Raw genomic sequence first — 22,101 nt, forward strand, 5'->3', positions numbered from 1 at the left:
CTTATCCGTAATATAAAAGTAGTTACTACTATTCGTCTTCGCTAGAAAGTAGAATTTCTTGGTCTTTGTAGATACCGGTACCAACAGGAATCGTACGACCTATAATAACATTCTCTTTAAGATCATTTAGATCATCTATCTTAGCTGAAACCGCAGCCTCAGTAAGAACTTTAGTAGTATCTTGGAACGAAGCCGCAGAGATAATAGAATCAGCCGCAACTGCCGCACGTGTTATACCGACTAAGAACGGCTCGGCAATCGCAGGACGACCGCCAAGACGAGTGATTTTTTCATTCTCGGCTTTAAATTTACTTTTAGATACTAAATCACCTTCAATAAACTTAGTATCACCCGATTTGATAATCTTAATCTGACGTAACATCTGAGTAAAGATAACTTCAATATGCTTATCGGCAATGTTAACCCCTTGAGAACGGTAAACTTGCTGAACTTCAGACACAAGGTAGTTATAAAGTGCTTTAACACCGCTAATACGTAAAATCTCATGAGAAGATATTATACCCGTAGTCAGACGCTCACCTGCGTGAACAAAGTCACCTGCATTTACAACAGGTGAGTGTGATTTATCTACAAAGTATTCTTTTACGATACCAGCATCACTGTTGATAACAATACGTACCTTACCGCGTAACATCTTACCAAAACTAACTACACCGTCAATCTCGGAAATAAGTGCAGTAGCTTTTGGACGACGACCTTCAAATAGCTCAGATACACGTGGAAGACCCCCTGTAATATCCGAAGATTTTTGAAGTGCTTTTGGCGTTTTAGCAATTATATCCGCAACTTTAACAGTAGCACCGTCTTCAACATAAATAGATGATTTAGACTCAATCGCATAACGTAAAAGTTCACCGTCTTGTGTAGCTAAAACAACAGTCGGTTTAAATTCACTTGAGATGTGATCGTTAATCATTAAACGAGTTTTACCAGTTAATTCATCTAACTGCTCGCTTGCCGTAGTACCGACTATAATATCTTCAAATTTAACTACACCGTTAGACTCAGAGATAATCGGATTAGAGTACGGATCCCACTCAGCTATTACAACCGACTCGTCACTTGCAGGTTTTGCAAGCAATGTAGTAGCTTCTACACTCGCATCATCATTTGCAACTATTACGGAACCACGTGCAATATAGTGACGAACCGCTTCACGGTTATTGTTATCGATTACAGCAGCAAAAAGACCTTTTTCTTTAACTTCATAACCCTCTTTAAGTCCTTCAAATCTCTCTAAATAGTCACCTTTAAGTAGGAAGTATTTAACATTACCTTCCTCTTTGGCATATATTTTTTGAGTTACAGGTGCACCGTTATCAACCAACAACTCAGATGCATAAGGGATACGGCTTGGAACGTTCCAACCGTCTTTAATAGTCTCAACGATAGATTCATCTTCAGATACACTTGAACCTGATTCATACGGGAAGTAGTATTTACCCTCAATCTGACCAGATACACCAGCAAGCTCATTTGGTTTAGCTATCTCGTTTTTACGTAGTGAATAACGTTGAGTATCTTTATCTCCCTTTATAGAAACTAAAACTTCATCATGAATAGTTTCAATTTTTACCTTACCTGCAAACGGAGCTTTTATTTTCGGCTCAACAAGTAATACAGCCGCATTACGTCTGTTTGCAACAATATTTTTACCGTCTTTTGACTCGTAAGTATTTAAGTTATAGTAACGGATAAAACCTTCTTTCTCAGCTACAACTTGACGCTCCTGAGCCGTACTAGATGCAGTACCCCCAACGTGGAAAGTACGTAGTGTAAGCTGAGTACCAGGCTCACCGATTGACTGAGCTGCCGTAATACCTACAGCCTCACCGGTACGAACAATGTGACCGGTTGCAAGGTTAACACCATAACAAAGTGCACAAATACCGTCTTCACTTTTACAAGTAGTCGGAGTTCTAATGTGTGCGGTTTTGATTCCTGCTTCTGAGATGATTTTTGCAGAAACTTCATCGATTAAAGTACCCTCTGCATAAAGAATCTCATTTGAGATCGGATCGATTATATCATCAGCTAAAACACGTCCGTTTAATCTGTCTTCTAAAGATTCGATTAGTGTGTTTTGATCAGAAATATCTGAAATCTCAATACCTTCGTGAGTATGACAATCATGCTCAACTATCTTAACATTTTGTGCAACGTCAACAAGTTTACGAGTTAAGTAACCCGCATTTGCCGTTTTAAGTGCAGTATCGGCAAGACCTTTACGAGCACCGTGAGTAGAAATAAAGTACTCAACAACGTTTAGACCCTCTTTAAAGTTTGAGATAATCGGAGTCTCAATAATATCACCGCTTGGTTTAGCCATAAGACCACGCATACCTGCAAGCTGACGAATCTGTGCAGCAGAACCACGCGCACCGGAATCAGCCATCATGTGGATAGAGTTAAAACCTTCTTTATCACCTTCAACAAGTTCCATCATTTGAGCCGCAACAGTATTGTTTGTATCAGTCCAAACGTCGATGATTTTATTATAACGTTCTTGCTCAGTTAATAAACCGGCTTCAAATTGTTTTTGAATCTCGATAACTTTGTTTTTAGACTCTTCAATTTTAGCATATTTAGCATCTGGAATCTTAACATCATCAATAGATATAGATACACCGGCTTTTGTAGCTTGTTTGAAACCTAAGTCTTTAAGTCTGTCTAGGAAACCTGCTGTTACACCTATACCACCGTGTTTTTGAACATAATCAACAAGCTCACCGATAGCACGTTTTTTCATAACTTTATTCCAAAGTTCTGCTGGAACAAAGTCAGGTAAAATATCTTTAAGAAGTAAACGTCCTGCAGTCGTATAAATGATACGACCATCAACACGTGTACGGATTTTTGCATGTAAATCAAGTGCATCGTGCTCAAACGCAATTTTTACTTCATCTACGTTTGCAAAAAGTTTATTACTTCCTTTAACACCGTTTTTATCTAAAGTAATATAATAGATACCAAGTACCATATCTTGTGACGGAGTCGCAATAGCTTTACCACTTGCAGGGTGAAGGATGTTCATAGATGCCATCATAAGTACTTTTGCTTCAGCAATTGCAGCTGAGCTTAAAGGTACGTGAACCGCCATCTGGTCACCATCGAAGTCGGCATTAAATGCAGAACAAACTAATGGGTGAAGCTGAATAGCTTTACCATCAATCAGTTTTGGATGGAATGCTTGGATTGATAGTTTGTGAAGTGTAGGTGCACGGTTAAGCATTACAGGATAACCATCAACAATCTCCGCTAAACATTCCCAAACTTCATTTGTTTGGTCTTCAATCATTTTCTTAGCAGCTTTAACAGTAGTCGCATGACCTTTGTCTTCTAGTTTTGCAATTAAGTGTGGCTTGAACAGTTCAAGTGCCATTTTTTTAGGTAATCCACACTCGTGCATCTGAAGGCTTGGTCCAACAACGATTACAGAACGTCCAGAGAAGTCAACACGCTTACCAAGTAAGTTTTGTCTAAAACGTCCTTGCTTACCTTTGATAATTTCACTTAATGATTTAAGTGGACGCTTGTTAGCACCTTTAACCGCATTTGCACGACGACCGTTGTCAAAAAGTGCATCTACAGATTCTTGAAGCATACGCTTCTCGTTTCTAACAATAATCTCAGGAGCTTCTAGTTCAACTAGACGCTTAAGACGCTGATTTCTGTTGATAACACGACGATATAAATCATTAACATCAGACACTGCAAACTTACCACCGTCAAGTGATACAAGTGGACGTAAATCAGGTGGAAGAACCGGTAATACAGTTAACATCATCCACGCAGGATTATTTCCGGAGTTTAAGAAAGACTCGATTACTTTTAAACGTTTAGCAATTGTTTTTTTCTTAGCTTCACTCTTAGTCTCTTCAATATCTTCTTTTAATTGTGTAAATGCATCAACTAAGTCTATCTCTTCTAGTAAATCACGAACTACTTCACCACCCATACGAGCTTTAAAGCCTAATTCACCGAATCTTTGAACTAATGTACGGTACTGCTCTTCGTTTAATACATCGTATTTAAGTACAGGTGTTTTACCGTCGGCATCATAATATGCCTCTCCACCTTGCTCAACGATATATGCTTCATAATAAAGTACACGCTCTAAATCTTTCATTTTGATACCAAGTAGAGTACCGATACGTGAAGGTAATGAAGACACATACCAGATATGTGCTACAGGAGTAACAAGTTCGATGTGACCCATACGAGTACGACGAACTTTAGTGCTTGTTACTTCAACACCACACTTCTCACATACAACACCTTTGTAACGCATCTTTTTATATTTTCCACAAAGACACTCATAGTCACGTACAGGACCGAAGATTTTTGCACAAAACAGACCGTCACGCTCAGGTTTTAATGTACGATAGTTAATAGTTTCAGGCTTTTTAACCTCACCGTTTGACCATGATAATACCTTTTCAGGTGCAGCTAAACGAAATTGTAGCTGTTTTATATCTTTTGGTCTGTCATTTTCAGTTACTTCAATAGGTACTAATTTACTCATCGTCTTCAACCTCGTCAAAAATTTCTACATCTAGTGCAAGTGATTGCAACTCTTTAGTAAGTACAAACAGAGTTTCAGGGATACCTGAAGCCGGTACTAATTCACCTTTTGTAATTGCTTTATAAGCACGAACACGACCATCAACATCATCCGATTTGATAGTTAACATCTCTTTAAGAACTGCAGATGCACCATAAGCCTCTAATGCCCATACCTCCATCTCACCGAATCTCTGACCACCAAATAGTGCTTTACCACCAACAGGTTGTTGAGTAACTAAAGAGTATGGTCCGGTTGAACGAGCATGGATTTTCTCATCAACCAAGTGGTGTAGTTTAAGGATATACATATATCCTACATTTACACGCTCTTTAATCTTCTCACCGGTTTTTCCATCGTAAAGTACAGTTTTGCCGTCAGTATCCATTTTTGCAAGTTCAAATATTTTTTCAAACTCTGCAGCATTTACACCTTCAAAAATAGGAGTTGCAAAACGAACACCTTTTGCCCAGTCACGTGCATAATGTAAAAACTCGTCATCACTCATTTTAGAGATAACGTTTTTTGCATCCATCATACCTGCAACGTCTGCAATAGATATCATTTTAGCACGTAAATTATCTATAAAGTCAGCCTGTTTAGCATCAAATTCAGCTTGAATCTGATTACCAAGCTCACGTCCCGCCATACCAAGGTGCATCTCTAGGATTTGTCCTATATTCATACGTGAAGGTACACCCAGTGGATTTAGACATACGTCAACTGAACGTCCGTCTTCCATGTACGGCATATCTACTTCAGGTACGATTGTAGATACGATACCTTTATTACCGTGACGACCTGCCATTTTATCACCGACTTTTAGTTTACGCTTAGTTGCGATATAAACTTTTACATACTTAACAACACCGTTTGGAAGGATGTCGTCTTTTTCTAAAATAGTCAGTTTCTCTTCATGCTCATCACGGAAGATACGCTTTTGCTTTTGGAAATAGTTTTTAGTTTTGTTGTATTCATTTTGAATATCTTCACTAAAACTTTTAACGATTGCATTCATAGCAAAACGATTTACGTTTTCTAAATCTTTTGCATCTATTGTATCACCCGCTTTATAATCAGTCTCACCGATTGTAATATCCGCAGTTAAAGATTCACGAGTTAGAAGTTTAGCTACGCGAAGCATCTCCTCTTTATCTATCATAAGAAGTCTGTCATAGTGCTCACGCTCTAAAAAGTCACGTTCTTCTTTTTCTAAAGAAAGTGTACGCTCATCTTTGTCATAACCTTTTTTAGTAAAGATTTTAACATCAACTACTACACCTTCCATTGACGGTGGACAGTAAAGTGATTTATTTACAACGTGACCTGCTTTTTCACCGAAGATTGCACGTAGTAAACGCTCTTCAGGAGTCGGTTTAACTTCACCTTTTGGAGATACTTTACCAACTAGTATCATACCGCCGCTAACGTTAGTACCGATTTTAATAATACCTGATTCATCTAAGTGAGTTAATTCATCGTCACGAACATTAGGAATGTCACGAGTAATCTCTTCAACACCGTGTTTAAGTTCACGTGCTTCTACTTCTTTTTCATAAATGTGTACAGACGTGAATGCATCTTTACGAATCATACGTTCAGATATTACAATCGCATCCTCGTAGTTGTAACCGTTCCAAGGCATAAATGCAACCATTGCATTAACACCAAGTGCCAATTCACCTTGATCCATGTTCGGACCGTCTGCGATAACTTGACCTTTAGTAACTTTTTGACCAACTTTTACGATTGGTTTTTGAGCAAAAGAAGTGTTGTTATTTGTACGTAGATTTTTTTGTAACGGATAGTAATCTATATATATCTCACCATCTTCATCACCCATTACGTAGATGTGTTTACCGTCAACTTTCTCAACAGTACCGGCGCGGTTAGCTTTTACACATTCCCAAGAATCACGAGCAACAAGTTTCTCAACACCGGTACCTACCATCGGAGCGTCAGGCTTGATTAAAGGCACAGCTTGACGTTGCATATTTGAACCCATAAGTGCACGGTTGGCATCATCGTGTTCCAAAAACGGAATAAGTGAAGCAGCTACACCTACAACCATAGATGAACTTAAATCTGCATACTCACATTCGCTTTTTGGACGAAGCAGGTACTCACCGTCATGTCTTACGGTAATAAGTTCAGTTTTAAACTGTCCATTCTCATCTAACGGATTAGATGCAGCAGCAATCTTAACACCCTCTTCTTGAGTAGCTGTTAGATATACAACTTCATTAGTGATTTGACCCTCTTTCATAACTTTATAAGGAGCTTCGATAAAACCATGGTCATTTACTTTAGAATAAGTTGCCAAAGTATTGATAAGACCGATGTTTTGACCCTCAGGAGTCTCAATCGGACATATACGTCCATAATGAGTAGGGTGAACGTCACGCACTTCAAAACCTGCACGCTCTTTTACAAGACCACCCTCACCAAGTGCCGATAAACGACGCTTGTGAGTAACTTCTGATAATGGATTTGTTTGGTCCATAAATTGAGATAACTGCCCGCCTGAGAAAAATTCCATAACAGTTGACGTAATCATTTTTGAGTTGATTAAATCGTGTGGCATCAACTCTTCCATTGCACCGCTCATAGTAGAGAGTTTGTCACGGATAGCTTTTTGCATCTTCACTAAACCGTTGTGTAACTCATTTACTAAAAGCTCACCGATTGAACGGATACGTCTGTTACCTAAGTGATCTCTATCATCGATGTGACCTTGACCGTTTTTAACTTTAATAACGTATTTTACTGATTTGATAATATCTTCATGAGTTAAAACAGTCATATATGAAGGGATATCCATATCAAGTTTATGGTTCATTTTCATACGACCAACTTCAGTTAAGTCATATCTCTCAGGATCAAAGAATAACTGGTTAACAAATGCATGTGCAGCTTCTTTTGTTACAGGCTCACCTGGACGCATAACTTTATAAATACGAATAGCCGCTAAATCGTTCTCATCTTCAATATCTTCAGTTTGTTTAAGAAGTTTTAGTGAATCTGCATCTGCGTTAAATGCATTTATGATTGAACTGTCAACACCGTCCGCTAAGTCATTTGCAATTTTAAATTCAGTTACACCGATTTCTGCAAGCTTTTTAAGTTTAGTCTCATCAATGTGAGTCATAGTATCAAAAAGAATCTCACCAGTTTCAGGGTCAATAATAGCTTCAGCTAAATAACGGTCTAGTAAAACCTCTAAAGGATACTGAACATCCGTTAATCCGTCTTCAATAAATTTTTGAGCTTTTTTAGCTGATAGTCTTTTACCGGTAGCAACTAAAACTTTATCGTTAGTATCAACTAAGTCATAATCAAGACGACCTGAATAATCAGATGAATTAAACTCTACATAAAACTTGTTGTCTTGCATTTTTATAGTTTGGATTGGATAAAACAGTTTTAAAATATCTTGTTTAGAATATCCAAGTGCACGGAACATAATAGTTACGGGAACTTTACGACGTTTATTTATTCTCATATAAAGAATATCTTTTGGATCATATTCAAAATATAACCATGAACCGCGATCTGGAATGATTTGACCGGTATAGATAAGTTTGTTTCCAACCGTTGTAGCTTCTTCTTCTTTGAAGATAACACCCGGTGAACGGTGAAGTTGGTTAACAACAACTCTCTCAACACCGTTGATAATAAAAGAAGTTCTATCAGTCATAAGCGGGATGTCGCGAACAAAAATTGACTGCTCTTTAATATCTTTAACACCAAGTTTCTCTTTAGTGTTTTCATCTCTATCCCATAAGACAAGACGAGTTTTCATTCTTAATGATACCGAATAAGTAAGTCCACGCTCCATACACTCGCGAACAGTATATTTCGGTTTAGCTACTTCAGAACCGATATACTCAATAGTTAATCTATTTTGAGCATCGTGGATAGGGAATACCGATTGAAAAACTTTCTCAATACCAGATGCAGTTCTGTCTTTTGCATCTATCATTAAAAAGTTATCATAAGAACTTTGTTGAAGTTGAAGTAAGTTTGGAACTTCGATCTGTTGAGGAGTTTTGGCAAAGTCTACACGAAGACGATTTCCAGAATATAAAGTGTTTAACATAGGCTACCTCTGTAAGTTGTAATTGGAACTTGAGTTCACGACTCAAGATAAATTTATCTAAGCGTCCTTAGATAAAAACAGTTTTATAAAGTATGGATATACTTCATAAATATAATAGTGCTTATAAACGACATAAGGGCACTTTAGCTAAGAGACTTAAATCTCTAAGCTAAAGCGCCCGAAAATTGAGGGCAAAAGCCCTCCAAATAAAAAAAGTAAAATTCTTACTTAAGTTCTACTGATGCACCAGCTTCTTCAAGCTCAGCTTTAGCAGCTTCAGCAGTTTCTTTATCTACACCTTCTTTGATTACCGATGGAGTAGCTTCACATGCCTCTTTAGCTTCTTTTAGTCCTAAACCAGTAAGACCACGAACTACTTTAATAACACCGATTTTCTTAGCACCGGCATCAGTTAATACAACATCAAACTCAGTTTTTTCTTCAGCAGCTTCACCACCGGCTACAGCTCCACCAGCTACAGCAACAGGTTGTGCAGATACACCAAATTTTTCTTCAAACTCTTTTACAAGCTCAGAAAGTTCTAATACAGAAAGTCCTGAGATAAACTCTAATACGTCTTCTTTAGTTACAGCCATTTTAGGCTCCTTTTTCTTTTAATATTTTTTATATAGAGAATAAATATCTCTATTATAACAAAAGCGTGGCTATGCAACGCGTGAGCTCTCCGCTGAGGAGAACCAAGTGTTAACGTAGCTAAATGGGCTTTTGCTCATTTGGCGTAATAAATTATGCCGCCTCTTGTTCTTTTTTCTCTTTAAGAGCGTTAAGACCAAATCCAATACATGTAAGTGGAGCCATCCAAGTAGCGGCAAGCATACCAAGAAGTTCTTCACGTCCAGGAAGTTTAGCAAATGCTTCAACTTTAGCAGCATCAGCGGCTTCACGGTCAATGTAAGCAGACTTAATTACAAATTTTTCATTATTTTTAGCAAAATTAGAAACAACTTTTGAAGTTGCAACAGAATCATCACCCCAAACAAGAATGTTTGTGTCTTGTAACTCAATACCTTCTAACTCAGCGTTTTTAAGAGCGATTGTAGCAAGAGTATTTTTAACAACTTGAACTTTTGCTTCTTTTTCGCGAGCGATTTTTCTTAAACCTTCAAGTTCAGAAACGCTTAATCCTTTGTAATCACAAAAGATTACAGACTGAGCATCTTTAAACTCATTTGAAAGTACTTCAATAATTTCAGCTTTTTGTGTTTTTGTCATAGAATATTCTCCTTTCCAGACATCTAAGTGAATAATTCACTTCACTTCAATAGGATATTAAGCTAAGCACCTATATCTTTAGTCCATAAAATGCAGTTACCAAAGCAGTAACTTTATAATACCCCACATTATTGTGGGATACTAAAAATTACTATTTAATGTCTAGTAGTTCGGCAGTATCTAGTTTTATAGCAGGCGACATAGTTAAACTAATAGCACCGCTTTTTATATATTTACCTTTTGCAGAAGCCGGTTTTTGCTTGTTAATAGCTTTTAAGAAAGTGTTAAAGTTTTCTTCAATTTGTTTAGCATCAAAACTAACTTTACCGATACCTGCGTGGATATTACCTTTTTTATCAACTCTAAAGTTTACTTGACCGCCTTTTAAGTTGTTAACTGCAGTAGCTACATCTGGAGTAACAGTTCCTGTTTTAGGGTTAGGCATAAGACCTTTTGGTCCAAGGATACGACCAATTTGTCCAACAAGACCCATACAATCAGGTGCTGCAACAACAACGTCAAAGTTAAACACACCCTCTTTTACTTGTGCAACTAAATCATCAGTACCGACAATATCAGCACCTGCAGCTTTAGCTTCATCCGCTTTTGCACCTTTAGCAAATACGGCTACACGTACAGTTTTACCCGTACCGTGTGGTAAAACGATAGCACCGCGAACCATTTGGTCAGCGTGACGAGGATCTACGTTTAGATTAAGTGCAACTTCGACAGTTTCATCAAATTTTGCACTTTTTAATTCTTTTACAGTACTTGTAGCTTCAGCAACGCTGTAAGCTTTCGTATTATCAATTTTTTCTTGTAATTGTTTATATCTTTTACTCATTTTCAAATCTCCGATTAAATTCTTCCACAATTATTTAAATCGCTGTGGTTAACGATAAAGTCTTAAAGACTAATCTACGATATCAACACCCATTGAGCGAGCAGTACCAGCTAAAGTATTAGCTGCCATCTCTACATCGTCAGTATTTAAGTCAACAATTTTTTGGTTTACGATTTCCATTAATTGAGCCTTAGTTAATTTACCAACTTTGTTTTTAAGTGGATTATCTGTACCTTTTTTAAGACCAGCTGCTTTCATGATTAATGCAGATGCAGGTGGCTGCTTAGTGATAAAAGTAAAGCTTCTATCAGTATAAACAGTAATAACAGTCGGAACTTTGAATCCCATCATGTCTTTTGTTTTTTCATTAAAAGCTTTAGTAAATTCCATAATGTTAACACCACGTTGACCTAAAGCAGGACCTACCGGTGGAGCAGGATTTGCTTTACCAGCATCAATTTGAAGTTTGATGTAACCATCTATTTTCTTTGCCATAGTTTTTCCTTGTTTTTTTTATTTTTGACGTAATCCGAATAAATTCGGTCACTTTTAGACTGTGCTAAAGTTAAACCTCTTAGAAGTCTAACTTTAGCACAGTATATAAATTATATGACTTTCTCTACCTGAGTATAAGAGATATCTACAGGTGTAGCTCTTCCGAAGATTGAAACATTTAGTTTTAAAGTTCCATGCTCTAAATCATATTCATCAACCGTTGCCGTAAAGTTAGCAAACGGACCTTCATTGATACGAACCATTTCACCAGGTTCAAAAAATACTTTTGGTTTTGGTGCAGCACGATTGTTAACTCTGTCTAAAATAGTATTAATATCGTGTTCGCTTAACGGTGTAGGCTTACTACCTTCTCCAATAAATCCTGAAACTTTCGGTATGCGTTGAATCATATGCTGAATTTCAGTATTTAAATCAATTCTTGCAAATACATAACCAGAATAAAGGGAACGTTCACTTACTCTTTTTTTACCGTCTTTTACATCTATTACATCTTCCGTAGGAACTATAACATCAGTAATAGCATCTTGAAGTCCCATCTCTTCAATCATAATAAAGATAGCATCACGTACTGCTCTCTCGCTTCCATATGTCTGAATAGAATACCATTGATGTGCCATGAGACTCTCCTTATCCTAATATAGTTGACATAACTGAAGACATCAGTAAATCAACTAAAGCTAAAAATGCAGAAATAACTGCAACAACAATTACAACTGAAATATAAGCCTGTTTAACCTGACCTTTAGTAGGAAAGATTACCTTAGCTAATTCTAATTTTGCGTTTTTGAAGTGTGTACTTAAATTCATAAATAACTTTCCTATATAATACGTATTTATTATAAATAAAACTGATCAGTTTTACTAATAATAAATCTGTGGCAGGCGCAGAGGGACTCGAACCCCCAACACCCGGATTTGGAATCCGGTGCTCTACCATTGGAGCTATGCACCTATAAATAAAGAGGTAAAACTTATTACAGTTTCATCTCTTTGTGATTTGTATGCTCTTTACACCATTTACAGTATTTCTTTACAGAAAACTTTTCAGTGTGAGTTTTTTTATTTTTTGTTGTGTGATAGTTACGACGAGTACATTTCTCACAACCTAAATGGATATTTTCTCTCATTTTGTTACCTTATATAAAGGATTTTGGTAATTCAGGAAAACCTGAATTACGCAATAATCTCTGCAACAACACCAGCACCAACAGTTCTACCACCCTCACGGATAGCGAAGTTTGTACCTTTTTCCATTGCAATTGGGTGAATTAACTCAGCAGTTATACTTACGTTATCACCTGGCATAACCATTTCAGTACCTTCTGGTAAAGTGATAGCACCAGTTACGTCTGTTGTACGAACGTAGAACTGAGGACGGTAACCGTTGAAGAATGGAGTATGACGACCACCCTCATCTTTACTTAGTACATAGATCTCAGCAGTAAATTTAGTGTGAGGAGTAATTGTACCCGGCTTACAAAGTACTTGACCACGCTCAACTTCATCTTTACCGATACCACGGATAAGAATACCACAATTGTCTCCGGCTTCACCTTGTTCCATCTCTTTACGGAACATCTCAACACCAGTTACAGTAGTTTTTTGTGTATCACGGATACCAACGATTTCTACTTCTTCACCAACTTTGATTACACCACGCTCAATACGACCAGTAACAACTGTACCACGTCCAGAGATTGAGAATACGTCTTCAACTGGCATTAAGAAGTCTTTATCAGTTTCACGAGCTGGCTCAGGGATATATGCATCTACTTCAGCCATAAGTTTAAGAATTTTATCTGACCACTCACCTAATGTACCGCTTTTTGCTTCTTCAAGAGCTTGAAGTGCAGAACCAGCTACGATTGGAGTATCGTCACCTGGGAAGTCATATTGATCAAGAAGTTCACGAATTTCCATCTCAACTAATTCCATTAACTCTTCATCATCAACCATATCTTCTTTGTTCATGAAAACAACGATGTAAGGTACACCAACTTGCTTAGAAAGAAGAATGTGCTCACGTGTTTGTGGCATTGGACCATCAGCTGCTGATACAACTAAGATAGCACCGTCCATTTGAGCAGCACCAGTAATCATGTTTTTAACATAATCCGCGTGACCCGGGCAGTCAACGTGTGCATAGTGACGAGAATCCGTCTCATACTCAACGTGTGAAGTAGCGATAGTAATACCACGCTCTCTTTCTTCAGGTGCGTTATCAATTGCATCATAATCCATAAGTTTTGCACCATTAGTTACTGCAAGTACTGCAGTAATAGCTGCTGTTAATGTTGTTTTACCGTGGTCAACGTGACCAATAGTACCAATGTTTACGTGCGGTTTCGTACGTTCAAACTTTTCTTTTGCCATAGTGTCCTCCGACTTAATTTGTGAATAGAAATGGAATTATACCCAAAAATTATTCAATTATTGCTTAAATTTAACTTTTATGGTGCTCACGATGGGAATTGAACCCATGGCCTCTTCCTTACCAAGGAAGTGCTCTACCCCTGAGCCACGAGAGCATTAAGCAAAAACTGCATAATTTTATAAATAAAAAACCTAAAATATTAAATTGAATTAGATAGTAAGCTATATAGAAATCTATATAATATAGTATATAAATTTTTACACTAGAAGTTAATTAATGAAAATTGTACTTCAGCTTCCAGAGTTTCTATAACAGTATGGAGCGGGTGAAGGGATTCGAACCCTCGACAGCCTGCTTGGAAGGCAGGAACTCTAGCCACTGAGTTACACCCGCATTAGTTATAGAAAAGTGGTGGTGAGAAGAGGAGTCGAACCTCTGAACCCATAGGGAGCAGATTTACAGTCTGCCGTCGTTGGCCACTTGACTATCTCACCATCAAAAAATCTGGTCTAACACTGTTTCTAATATTTCTATTTCAATGGTGCTGCCACGAGGATTTGAACCCCGGGCCTGCTGATTACAAATCAGCTGCTCTAGCCAACTGAGCTATGGCAGCAACGAAATTGAGCCAGAATTATAGTCGAAAATATTTTCAATGTCAAGAGTTTTTTTATAAAATTTTGTAAAAATTTACTCTTTAGGTAATTTAGTCCTAAAAGTATTAATTAAATCAGCTTTTTTTCTTTAAACTAAGTACTATATTAGTAAGATTTTAAAAAGCAAAAAAGGCATAAATATATGTTAAAAATTTTATTTTCTCCCTCTGAAGGTAAAAATAACGGCGGCGATAAAGAAAAAAGTAAACTTTTAGGTGCAACCGATGCAAGAGATGAAATATTAAAGACCTATAACAATATAGTAAACTCTAAAAAAGAAGATGATATAAAGAAGTTATTTGGCTTTAAAAAATTTTCCGATTGTAAACCATACATAGTAGATATATTTAATTCACCCTTTATGGATGCCATTGAGCGTTACCAAGGTGTAGCCTATGATTATTTAGAGTATCAAAACCTAAATGAAGATGCAAAAAACTATATTAAGCAAAACACTATTATATTTTCAAATCTTTACGGTCCTATCTATGCAGGCGATAAAATTCCAAACTATAAAGTAAAACAAGGTAATAATATTGGAGATATAGTACCAGATAAATTTTATAAAGACAGGTTTTCGTACCAGCTTGATCTTCTTCTTGCAAACGACGACATACTGGATCTGCGTGCAGGTTATTACGATAAATTTTATAAACCTAACAAATCATATACGACTCTGAAGTTTTTAAAAGGCGGTAAAGTTGTAAGCCATTGGGCAAAAGCCTATAGAGGATTAGTATTAAAAGCTATAGCAAATGCAAATACACAAAATATAGAAGATTTTAAAAAACTGGAGATTGAGGGTTTAAGCATCCATGAGATTAAGACTATTAAAAACAAAACTGAGATAGTGTACAATATCACAGACTAAAATATAAAGGTTTTATATATGAGTATTGTTAAAGTATTTTTAGCGGTTTTGGCAAGCCTTTTAATAAGCGGTTGTGCTCAAAAAGTTCAGATTAGAGCTTTAGCTCCTGCACAAGTCGGAGAGATGGCAAACAACAAAACGATAGCTGTTAGTAAATTTAGAACAGATAAAGTAGGACTCTCTGGAAAAATAGAGTCTAAAATAGCAGCTCATAAATTAGACGGAAAAAAATACTTTGAATTAGTAAGCAGAAGAGATATGGATAAGGTTTTAAAAGAACAAAAACTCCAATCATCTGAGCTTATGGATGAAAAAACAACTACAAGAGTCGGGAAAATAGTAGGCGCACAAGCAATAATAAACGGTGAAGTTACAACGGCTTCCGGAAAAAGCGGCTCATACAAAGAGAGAAGAAAACGTTGTATAAAATACTCTAAAGAAAAAAAACAATGTGCAAGGTATGAATATTATATAGTAAGATGTAATACCACTGAAGCTACGGTTGCTGCAAATATAAATATTGTAGGGATTGAAAGTAGTTCTGTAATATACGGAGACTCGTTTAGAAAAAGTTATCAGGCAGATTCATGTAGGACTTTTAGGCGAGTATTAAGTTCAAATGAAGCAATAGAGATATTAGCTTCTGATATAGCTAGCGAGTTTGTATATAAACTCACCCCTAAATACATATACTTTAAAGTTGAGCTTTTAGACGATATCGACTTGGATGCAACGTCAAAACAGGAAGATAAATTAGAAAATGCTCTAAAATATATAGAAGCCAACAGAATGGATAAGGCTGAACAGATACTGAGTTCGCTTCTTGACGAGTTTGACGGCAGAAGTTACGTAATAGCATATGACCTTGGTGTAGTTAAAGAAGCAATGGGTAAATTTGATGAAGCAAAGACCATGTACTATCTTGCAGATGAGATAGTAACCAAACCTATTGAAGAATTAAATGCGGCTCTTATAAGAATTGATGATTTAATCTCTAAAAGAGATGAAGCTACAAGGCAGATAGATGCAAAATAGAACAAGTCTTTTTTTATCTATACTATTAGGTTTTAATTTATTTTTTAGCGGTTGCGGTTCTTCAAAACCACAAGTGCCAAAAAAAGTTGATACTCCAAAATGGGTAAAGATTCAGCCAAACGATACTTCTGCTTTTACCTATGGAATCGGAATCGATAAAACAAGAGAAGACGCGCTAAAGAGTGCTTTGAATGATGTGATTTCAAAACTGGGAATAAAAGTAGAATCAAGTTTTACAAATAAACAGATAGTTGACGGTTATTATTCAAAAAGTATAAGTACAAGCGACATAAAAACAGATGTGGCAAAAATAAGAATTACAAACTACAAAATAGAGAAATCACATAGAATTTCATATAGGGAATATGCTGTTTTGGTAAAAGTAGATAATAAAAAATTTTTCAACACTCTAAAACAAGATATAGACCAAATAAAAAAAGATATAGAAACAAAGCTGGAAGAATCGGCAGACTCGGATGCTATCACTAGATACAATATAAAGAAAAAGATGAGTAAAGAGTGTGAAAGGTTGTTATCAAATTCCCTTGTAGCTTATGAGCTAAATAAAAGTTTCAACAAAAACAAATACTTTAATTTTGTATCTGACGTTAAGGAGAGTTATTACTCAGAAGCCAACTCTTTAAGGTTCTTTATAAGTGCTGACAAAAATTCAAAAGATTTTGCCCAAGTCATTAAAAGACAACTTATAGATAACGGCTTTAGTGTTACAAACAATAAAAATCTAAAAGCCGTGATAATTAAACTTAACACAACCGACAATATAGCATCTGCACAAAAAATCGTAACTATAAAACTAAATATTAAAGTAACCGATGAACAAAAAAATGTAGGCAGTAATACTCTTGTTTTAAAAGAAAGACTAAAAAAATCAAAATCAAGTATATATAACACCGCAGCTATCCACTTTAATCAAGATGTTGCACAAGAAGGGATAGAAAATATTTTGGGTATAGGTATAAATAAGTGAAAGATTCACAAGAATATAAAAATAAAAAAAAGTTTTTCGATAGTGTTATAACACTTTATGGAAGAAACGTAGTAGTAGAAGTTTTAGAAGATATGAATGTTGAGATTCATAGACTTCATATGTCTGAATCAAATCAAATTGACGGGGCGATTAAAAAGATAAATGCACTAGCAAAAACAAGAGGCATAGAGATACTTATACATGATAAAAAATCACTCTCACGCATCTCTAAAAACTCAAAACAAGATCAGGGTGTCGCAATAGATATCGTTACAAAGACATATAAAAGTGCCGACGATATCAAAGATATGAAAAACTATAAACTTATAGCACTTGACGGTATCCAAAACCCGCAAAATCTTGGGATGATTATACGCTCATGTGCAGCTGGTTTCATAGACGGGATAATACTTCCTAAAAAATCTAGTGCAAAGATATCACCGCTTGTTATGAAAGCTAGTGCAGGTACACTTTTTAAACTGCCTATATACTACTGTAACTCTTTAGAAGATGTATTTGATGGACTTGATGCAGATATATATACACTAAGCTCACATGCACAAAACAGCATCTATGATATAAAGCTTAGTAAAAAAAGTATATTTGTTTTAGGAAACGAGAGCGAGGGTGTAAGCAAGAAAGTAAACGAACTTTGTACGAAAAGCATCTCGATACCTATGCAAAGAGGTGTAGAGTCACTAAACGTAGCAGTTACTGCTTCACTTATAGCTTTTATAAAATTTTAGTGTAGATTTACTCTACACTAAAATTTTGTGATTTTAATATTTTAAACTCTGAAATTTCTTTATCACCTTCAAGATTTAGCTTTTTAAGTGCTTTTGGATTAACGACATAAAAACCTAAAATAACCTCTATTTTATCTCCGCTTTTTAAATTTTCTTCAAAATCAATTACACGTTTTTCTTTTGCTTTAATCATAGTGTCTTTTACAACCTCGGTAGCCAACCAAGGCATAGTAGGTTTAGAATCGGTTCCTATAATTTTTACGAAAGTATGTGTTTTAAGTTCAATCTTTTTAGAGTCTCTAAAAATATTTGTTTTTAATTTCACGACACGTAATGGATGGGTAAGCAAATTGTGAGGAGCTTTGTTTTCTACGGTAATTTTAAACCCTTTAGAATTTTTAACAAAGTCTATATCTACATATTTTGCCAACATTTTAGAATTTTTTCTAGCTCCTGAGAAACCGTGAAAACTATGTTTTTGGCTAATTCTAACCGTTGTAGCACTACCTTCGATTTTAGGCATATGACAAGTTATACAGTTTTCCTTTTCATTCTTTGCGCCGTCTTCTTCAATTCTACATACGTCAAACTGGTTTGAGTTTTGTTTGTGCGAATGACAACCCATACAAACGTTTCCTGTATAAAAATCTTTATTTGTATAGTCTATATCGTGATAAGCCGAACCGACGGTTGTTTTATTTCCCCACCATGATGTAGTAGTTTTATATACCACTTTTTCTTTTTCACGACCCGCTTCAGCCGAATAAAAAGATTTTTTCTCACCGTTGTAATTATTTATATTGCTTTTTGAATCTTTTGTAATACTTTTGATAGTATGACAGGTTAAACAAGTGATGCCCTGTGTTTGTTCCTCTTTTGTTTTAGCATTTGGAGTATGACATTTTGAACACTTATAGTCACCTTTTGCTTTAGCAGGATGTAAATCCCAAACAGCCTTATGTATTTTGTCATTATATATAGACGAGTGTTTATGCATCGACTCCTCAAACTCTTTGGTAATTGTCGGATGACACTTTTTACATGAAGCCGTATCGGCATCTTTGTGAACATTGGCAAGCATTAAACTCATGATCGCCATCAAATATAAAAGTATTTTCATTCTTATAAGCCTTTCTTTTATTAATTATAAAACAGGATTATAGCAAATATCTCTATCTCTTATTTGATTTATATCAATCTTATTTAATTTTCTATATTTTTACTAAAATTTTATCAAGGATTGAAGTCGTAAGCATTCTTTTAAAGCTACCCAAAAGATGTGTAGCCAAAGTATTGTAGTATCTAGGGTTCGGTTTTTTAGCTTCAAGAACGTGGAGTATATTTTTTATAACTACGTCGCTTTGTTTCGTAAACATATCATCGTCTTTACTCTCTTTTCTCTGTAGAAGTTCTGCTTCGTATTCATCACTCCAAAGACTCTTTTGCATATCTACATTTTTTTTAAACATCTTGGTAGCATTTTTTCTAAAATCGCTTTTTATGGGACCCGTATTTATAGTGCTGACATATATATCCGTATCTGCAAGTTCCAGCCTTAGAGTATCGCAAAGCCCTTCTATGGCATACTTGGATGCATTGTAAGCTCCGCGAAAACGAAGCGAGATGATGCCAAGTACGGAAGAGTGTTGCATTATTCGTCCATAACCCTGTTTACGCATGATTTTTAAAGTTTGATATGTCAACTCGTGCAGCCCAAAAATATTTGTCTCAAACTGCTCTTTTAAAACAGAAGTTGTAATATCTTCCAAAGCTCCCGGTTGACCGTATCCTGCATTGTTAAACAGTGCATAAAGTGAGCCGTCTTTTTTTAAAATATCTTCTAAAACATTTTGTATCTGCAAAGCATCTCTTACATCTAAAAGATATGTTTCAAGCCCTTCTTTTCTTAACCTCTCTACATCTTCTTGTTCTCTTGCACTTGCATAAACTTTGTATCCGTTATTGTGTAGATAGTGAGCGGTATCATAACCGATGCCCGAAGAACAACCTGTGATTAGAATATTTTTCATTTAAGAGGTCATTATCTCGTATGGGCGTTTTATCTCACGAATAACCTCATCGACACTCATATGACGGCTTTTTCTCAAAAACTCTTTTCCGTCTAAAAATATAAGTACGGTCGGGATGCTGTAAACACCAAAATGCGGAGCTATATCTTCTTCAACACTTATATCTACACTCTCTACTTTAAAATCGCTAAAATTTGCATCTAAAGCTTCTAATAATTTTGGTTTTAGTGCATGGCACACATTACACGTAGGAGCTGAAAAGTACACCATTACTGCCAAGTTTTCTTGTATTGTTTTTTGAATATTCTCTATTGTTTGCATATGAAATTATACTATTTTTCTCCAAAAGCTTAAATATAAAGTATTTTTGTTACTATATCGAAAAACAAGTGATTAAAGATATAAAATGTTAGAGAACGTAAAAATGCCAGAAGGGATAAACAAAGATGTTATGGAGCATCTGATGTATCCTAAAAATTATGGAAAATTGGAAAACCCTACCTGCGTAGGCGTAGCTATGGATGAAAAAACCGGAGAGTATGTGATTTTTTACACACTGCTTGAAGGGGATGTTATAAAAGACGTAAAGTTTGCGACAAACGGATGTCAGGATACCGTAGTAGTAGGTTCAATGTATACTGATATGATAAAAGGCGAAACTACGGAGTATGCAAACAAAGCTTTGGGGCTTATAGCTAAAAAGCTGGGTTCTGACATGACAAGACAGCAGGAGATTTGTGCCGAGATGGTACTAAACGGTTTTGTCGCATCTATGATGAATCTTGAAAATATTCAAAATGGGAAAGATGAAGAGATGCATGTACTTAAGATGAAAGAATCATGCGAAGTGGAGGAAGAAAAACAATGAATAAAACATATCAGAAAAAACACGAGTTATGGCTACATATACTGTTTGCATCTTTTGCAATTAACGATGAAACAATAAAATCAAGACTATATGATTTTTCACAAATAGCATTTCGTCATATGAAATGGTTAGGCTCAGATTTACTTAATGACGGTGAAAATTATAACTACGATCGCAATATACTTCTAATGAAACAAGAAAGTGTTTTTGATGTTATAAATGCTTTAAAGTCTGAAGTTGAAACTATGCAAGACATATATCCTAACACGCCATTTGGTGAACGTGCAAAAACAGACGATGCCTACCTTTTAGAGTATCTTCTCCAAGTTTTAGAAAATGAACAAAACAACCAAGAAATTACCGCTTTTAATATGCAAAGAAAATGGCCCGAAGCAGAACTGGATGCAGCACAAACAGATGCGCTGACTCTATTTTTATTTGAAGAATCATACAAAGAGTATGAGCTTATTTTAGTATATGCGTATATGCAGGCCCGTACAGATAACACACTGCATTTTGACGTATTTCAAGATTTGATTGACGAATCACACTTTCATCTGAAATCTTTTGGAAACATGATGGCAAAACTCGGAATCCTGGCACTTCCTCGTGAACTTCACGAGATGACATATGTCGTAAAAGACTTGGAAAAATTCGTAAATGACGGTATAGCCGAAGAGGAAGCCGCAAAAGAGATGTGTAAAGAGTTAAGCGAGGCTATAAACGAGCCTAAACTTTCACGCTTTTTTGATTTTATAAACTATCAGGAATCTTACCACATAGAGTTGATGAAAAAACTACTCTAATCTTTTCTCGGCAAATTTTACTACATCTTGGTTTGTAAAAATTTGCCTAACTTTTTATCTGTTTTATCTATATGGTTTAGAAGCCAGTTAAGTAAAAAACTTATAAGTTCATCTTTACCTATCAAGTTTCCTGCTTTTAACGAGTCCCTGATCTCTACTACTTTGGTTGAAAAGTATCTATGTTGTTTCATATGCTCTTGATAATCTTCAGCAAATTCTTCCCTGTAGTGGTACTCATGCATCAACTCCTCTTCCTCTTCAAAATGGTAAAGAGCATAACTGAGCAAATCTTTGGTTATAGTTTGCAGATTTGTCAAAGAGTAATCGTTACTCAGTATATGATTCGCTTCGTTAAGGGTATTTACAAGAATATGATGTTGCTCATCTATCTCTTCTACTCCCGTTTCATATTCCTTACTCCACTTAATATTTTGAATTTCACTTGACATT

At 35.9% G+C, this 22,101-nt stretch carries 20 protein-coding genes and 5 tRNA genes; 6 read left to right on the top strand and 19 right to left on the bottom strand.

Annotated elements, in window-relative coordinates; translation table 11 throughout:
• Positions 1-28 precede the first annotated feature (28 nt).
• The 15 genes from rpoC to FJR48_RS10110 form a co-directional block, all read right to left on the bottom strand.
• On the bottom strand, positions 29-4,546 hold the full coding sequence (rpoC, locus tag FJR48_RS10040; protein WP_152307996.1) for a DNA-directed RNA polymerase subunit beta': 4,518 nt from the start codon (positions 4,544-4,546) through the stop codon (positions 29-31).
• Entirely contained in the window at positions 4,539-8,684 is a 4,146-nt protein-coding gene (gene rpoB, locus FJR48_RS10045; RefSeq protein WP_152307997.1) for a DNA-directed RNA polymerase subunit beta, read from the bottom strand. Before rpoB ends, rpoC begins: the two co-directional genes overlap by 8 nt.
• A 224-nt stretch (positions 8,685-8,908) precedes the next feature.
• Complete coding sequence (gene rplL / locus FJR48_RS10050) at positions 8,909-9,280, bottom strand: 50S ribosomal protein L7/L12 (protein ID WP_152307998.1); 372 nt, start codon at positions 9,278-9,280, stop codon at positions 8,909-8,911.
• Between the two features lie 151 nt (positions 9,281-9,431).
• A complete protein-coding gene (gene rplJ, locus FJR48_RS10055; protein WP_152307999.1) occupies positions 9,432-9,917 on the bottom strand; it encodes a 50S ribosomal protein L10 in 486 nt (161 codons plus the stop codon).
• 151 nt (positions 9,918-10,068) lie between these two features.
• Positions 10,069-10,761, bottom strand: a complete 693-nt coding sequence (gene rplA, locus FJR48_RS10060) for a 50S ribosomal protein L1 (RefSeq protein WP_152308000.1) — start codon at positions 10,759-10,761, stop codon at positions 10,069-10,071.
• A 69-nt stretch (positions 10,762-10,830) separates the two neighbouring features.
• Positions 10,831-11,256 carry a 50S ribosomal protein L11 gene (gene rplK / locus FJR48_RS10065; protein WP_152308001.1) on the bottom strand — a complete coding sequence of 142 codons (426 nt, stop codon included), beginning with the start codon at positions 11,254-11,256 and terminating at the stop codon, positions 10,831-10,833.
• A gap of 110 nt (positions 11,257-11,366) precedes the next feature.
• Positions 11,367-11,894, bottom strand: a complete 528-nt coding sequence (gene nusG / locus FJR48_RS10070) for a transcription termination/antitermination protein NusG (protein ID WP_152308002.1) — start codon at positions 11,892-11,894, stop codon at positions 11,367-11,369.
• Positions 11,895-11,904: 10 nt separating this feature from the next.
• On the bottom strand, positions 11,905-12,084 hold the full coding sequence (gene secE / locus FJR48_RS10075) for a preprotein translocase subunit SecE (protein WP_152308003.1): 180 nt from the start codon (positions 12,082-12,084) through the stop codon (positions 11,905-11,907).
• 69 nt (positions 12,085-12,153) lie between these two features.
• Positions 12,154-12,229, bottom strand: a tRNA-Trp gene (locus tag FJR48_RS10080).
• 22 nt (positions 12,230-12,251) lie between these two features.
• The gene (rpmG, locus tag FJR48_RS10085) at positions 12,252-12,404 is read right to left on the bottom strand and encodes a 50S ribosomal protein L33 (protein WP_152308004.1); all 153 of its coding nucleotides are present in this window, start codon (positions 12,402-12,404) and stop codon (positions 12,252-12,254) included.
• 46 nt (positions 12,405-12,450) lie between these two features.
• Positions 12,451-13,650 (bottom strand): elongation factor Tu, encoded by a 1,200-nt coding sequence (gene tuf, locus FJR48_RS10090; RefSeq protein WP_152308005.1) that lies wholly within the window; start codon positions 13,648-13,650, stop codon positions 12,451-12,453.
• A gap of 80 nt (positions 13,651-13,730) precedes the next feature.
• A tRNA-Thr gene (locus FJR48_RS10095) sits at positions 13,731-13,805 on the bottom strand.
• 163 nt (positions 13,806-13,968) lie between these two features.
• A tRNA-Gly gene (locus FJR48_RS10100) sits at positions 13,969-14,044 on the bottom strand.
• Positions 14,045-14,060: 16 nt separating this feature from the next.
• Positions 14,061-14,145 (bottom strand) — tRNA-Tyr (locus FJR48_RS10105).
• 45 nt (positions 14,146-14,190) lie between these two features.
• Positions 14,191-14,267, bottom strand: a tRNA-Thr gene (locus FJR48_RS10110).
• 182 nt (positions 14,268-14,449) lie between these two features.
• Here FJR48_RS10110 and FJR48_RS10115 point away from each other — a divergent pair.
• From FJR48_RS10115 to FJR48_RS10130, 4 genes are read left to right on the top strand one after another with little or no spacing between them, the layout of a single operon-like run.
• A complete protein-coding gene (locus tag FJR48_RS10115) occupies positions 14,450-15,178 on the top strand; it encodes a YaaA family protein (protein ID WP_152308006.1) in 729 nt (242 codons plus the stop codon).
• Between the two features lie 18 nt (positions 15,179-15,196).
• The gene (locus FJR48_RS10120) at positions 15,197-16,213 is read left to right on the top strand and encodes a CsgG/HfaB family protein (protein ID WP_152308007.1); all 1,017 of its coding nucleotides are present in this window, start codon (positions 15,197-15,199) and stop codon (positions 16,211-16,213) included.
• Entirely contained in the window at positions 16,203-17,201 is a 999-nt protein-coding gene (locus tag FJR48_RS10125; protein ID WP_152308008.1) for an LPP20 family lipoprotein, read from the top strand. The genes FJR48_RS10120 and FJR48_RS10125 overlap by 11 nt, the downstream gene beginning before the upstream one ends.
• On the top strand, positions 17,198-17,947 hold the full coding sequence (locus tag FJR48_RS10130; RefSeq protein ID WP_152308009.1) for a TrmH family RNA methyltransferase: 750 nt from the start codon (positions 17,198-17,200) through the stop codon (positions 17,945-17,947). The genes FJR48_RS10125 and FJR48_RS10130 overlap by 4 nt, the downstream gene beginning before the upstream one ends.
• 7 nt (positions 17,948-17,954) lie before the next feature.
• Here FJR48_RS10130 and FJR48_RS10135 read toward each other — a convergent pair whose 3' ends face one another.
• From FJR48_RS10135 to FJR48_RS10145, 3 genes are all read right to left on the bottom strand, one after another.
• Entirely contained in the window at positions 17,955-19,067 is a 1,113-nt protein-coding gene (locus FJR48_RS10135) for a multiheme c-type cytochrome (protein WP_152308010.1), read from the bottom strand.
• A 91-nt stretch (positions 19,068-19,158) separates the two neighbouring features.
• Positions 19,159-19,977 carry an SDR family NAD(P)-dependent oxidoreductase gene (locus FJR48_RS10140; protein ID WP_152308011.1) on the bottom strand — a complete coding sequence of 273 codons (819 nt, stop codon included), beginning with the start codon at positions 19,975-19,977 and terminating at the stop codon, positions 19,159-19,161.
• Entirely contained in the window at positions 19,978-20,298 is a 321-nt protein-coding gene (locus tag FJR48_RS10145) for a thioredoxin family protein (protein WP_152308012.1), read from the bottom strand. It abuts the gene before it with no gap.
• A gap of 85 nt (positions 20,299-20,383) precedes the next feature.
• Here FJR48_RS10145 and FJR48_RS10150 point away from each other — a divergent pair, with 85 nt between their 5' ends.
• The gene (locus FJR48_RS10150) at positions 20,384-20,845 is read left to right on the top strand and encodes an iron-sulfur cluster assembly scaffold protein (RefSeq protein WP_152308013.1); all 462 of its coding nucleotides are present in this window, start codon (positions 20,384-20,386) and stop codon (positions 20,843-20,845) included.
• Positions 20,842-21,651: an iron-binding protein gene (locus FJR48_RS10155; protein ID WP_152308014.1), complete on the top strand. Its 810-nt coding sequence runs from the start codon at positions 20,842-20,844 to the stop codon at positions 21,649-21,651. The genes FJR48_RS10150 and FJR48_RS10155 overlap by 4 nt, the downstream gene beginning before the upstream one ends.
• Before the next feature lie 20 nt (positions 21,652-21,671).
• Here FJR48_RS10155 and FJR48_RS10160 read toward each other — a convergent pair whose 3' ends face one another.
• Complete coding sequence (locus tag FJR48_RS10160; RefSeq protein ID WP_152308015.1) at positions 21,672-22,100, bottom strand: bacteriohemerythrin; 429 nt, start codon at positions 22,098-22,100, stop codon at positions 21,672-21,674.
• Position 22,101 lies beyond the last annotated feature (1 nt).

Source organism: Sulfurimonas lithotrophica (assembly GCF_009258225.1).
Classification (GTDB): domain Bacteria; phylum Campylobacterota; class Campylobacteria; order Campylobacterales; family Sulfurimonadaceae; genus Sulfurimonas; species Sulfurimonas lithotrophica.

Excerpts from the sequence above, each read along its gene's own strand:
- rplA (WP_152308000.1), bottom strand. The coding sequence starts at position 10,761 with ATGAGTAAAAGATATAAACAATTACAAGAAAAAATTGATAATACGAAA.
- rpoC (WP_152307996.1), bottom strand. The coding sequence starts at position 4,546 with ATGAGTAAATTAGTACCTATTGAAGTAACTGAAAATGACAGACCAAAA.
- rplJ (WP_152307999.1), bottom strand. The coding sequence starts at position 9,917 with ATGACAAAAACACAAAAAGCTGAAATTATTGAAGTACTTTCAAATGAG.
- FJR48_RS10150 (WP_152308013.1), top strand. The coding sequence starts at position 20,384 with ATGTTAGAGAACGTAAAAATGCCAGAAGGGATAAACAAAGATGTTATG.
- secE (WP_152308003.1), bottom strand. The coding sequence starts at position 12,084 with ATGAATTTAAGTACACACTTCAAAAACGCAAAATTAGAATTAGCTAAG.
- FJR48_RS10145 (WP_152308012.1), bottom strand. The coding sequence starts at position 20,298 with ATGCAAACAATAGAGAATATTCAAAAAACAATACAAGAAAACTTGGCA.
- FJR48_RS10135 (WP_152308010.1), bottom strand. The coding sequence starts at position 19,067 with ATGAAAATACTTTTATATTTGATGGCGATCATGAGTTTAATGCTTGCC.
- FJR48_RS10140 (WP_152308011.1), bottom strand. The coding sequence starts at position 19,977 with ATGAAAAATATTCTAATCACAGGTTGTTCTTCGGGCATCGGTTATGAT.
- rpoB (WP_152307997.1), bottom strand. The coding sequence starts at position 8,684 with ATGTTAAACACTTTATATTCTGGAAATCGTCTTCGTGTAGACTTTGCC.
- FJR48_RS10120 (WP_152308007.1), top strand. The coding sequence starts at position 15,197 with ATGAGTATTGTTAAAGTATTTTTAGCGGTTTTGGCAAGCCTTTTAATA.
- FJR48_RS10115 (WP_152308006.1), top strand. The coding sequence starts at position 14,450 with ATGTTAAAAATTTTATTTTCTCCCTCTGAAGGTAAAAATAACGGCGGC.
- rplK (WP_152308001.1), bottom strand. The coding sequence starts at position 11,256 with ATGGCAAAGAAAATAGATGGTTACATCAAACTTCAAATTGATGCTGGT.
- FJR48_RS10125 (WP_152308008.1), top strand. The coding sequence starts at position 16,203 with ATGCAAAATAGAACAAGTCTTTTTTTATCTATACTATTAGGTTTTAAT.
- FJR48_RS10155 (WP_152308014.1), top strand. The coding sequence starts at position 20,842 with ATGAATAAAACATATCAGAAAAAACACGAGTTATGGCTACATATACTG.
- FJR48_RS10160 (WP_152308015.1), bottom strand. The coding sequence starts at position 22,100 with ATGTCAAGTGAAATTCAAAATATTAAGTGGAGTAAGGAATATGAAACG.
- rpmG (WP_152308004.1), bottom strand. The coding sequence starts at position 12,404 with ATGAGAGAAAATATCCATTTAGGTTGTGAGAAATGTACTCGTCGTAAC.
- rplL (WP_152307998.1), bottom strand. The coding sequence starts at position 9,280 with ATGGCTGTAACTAAAGAAGACGTATTAGAGTTTATCTCAGGACTTTCT.
- nusG (WP_152308002.1), bottom strand. The coding sequence starts at position 11,894 with ATGGCACATCAATGGTATTCTATTCAGACATATGGAAGCGAGAGAGCA.
- tuf (WP_152308005.1), bottom strand. The coding sequence starts at position 13,650 with ATGGCAAAAGAAAAGTTTGAACGTACGAAACCGCACGTAAACATTGGT.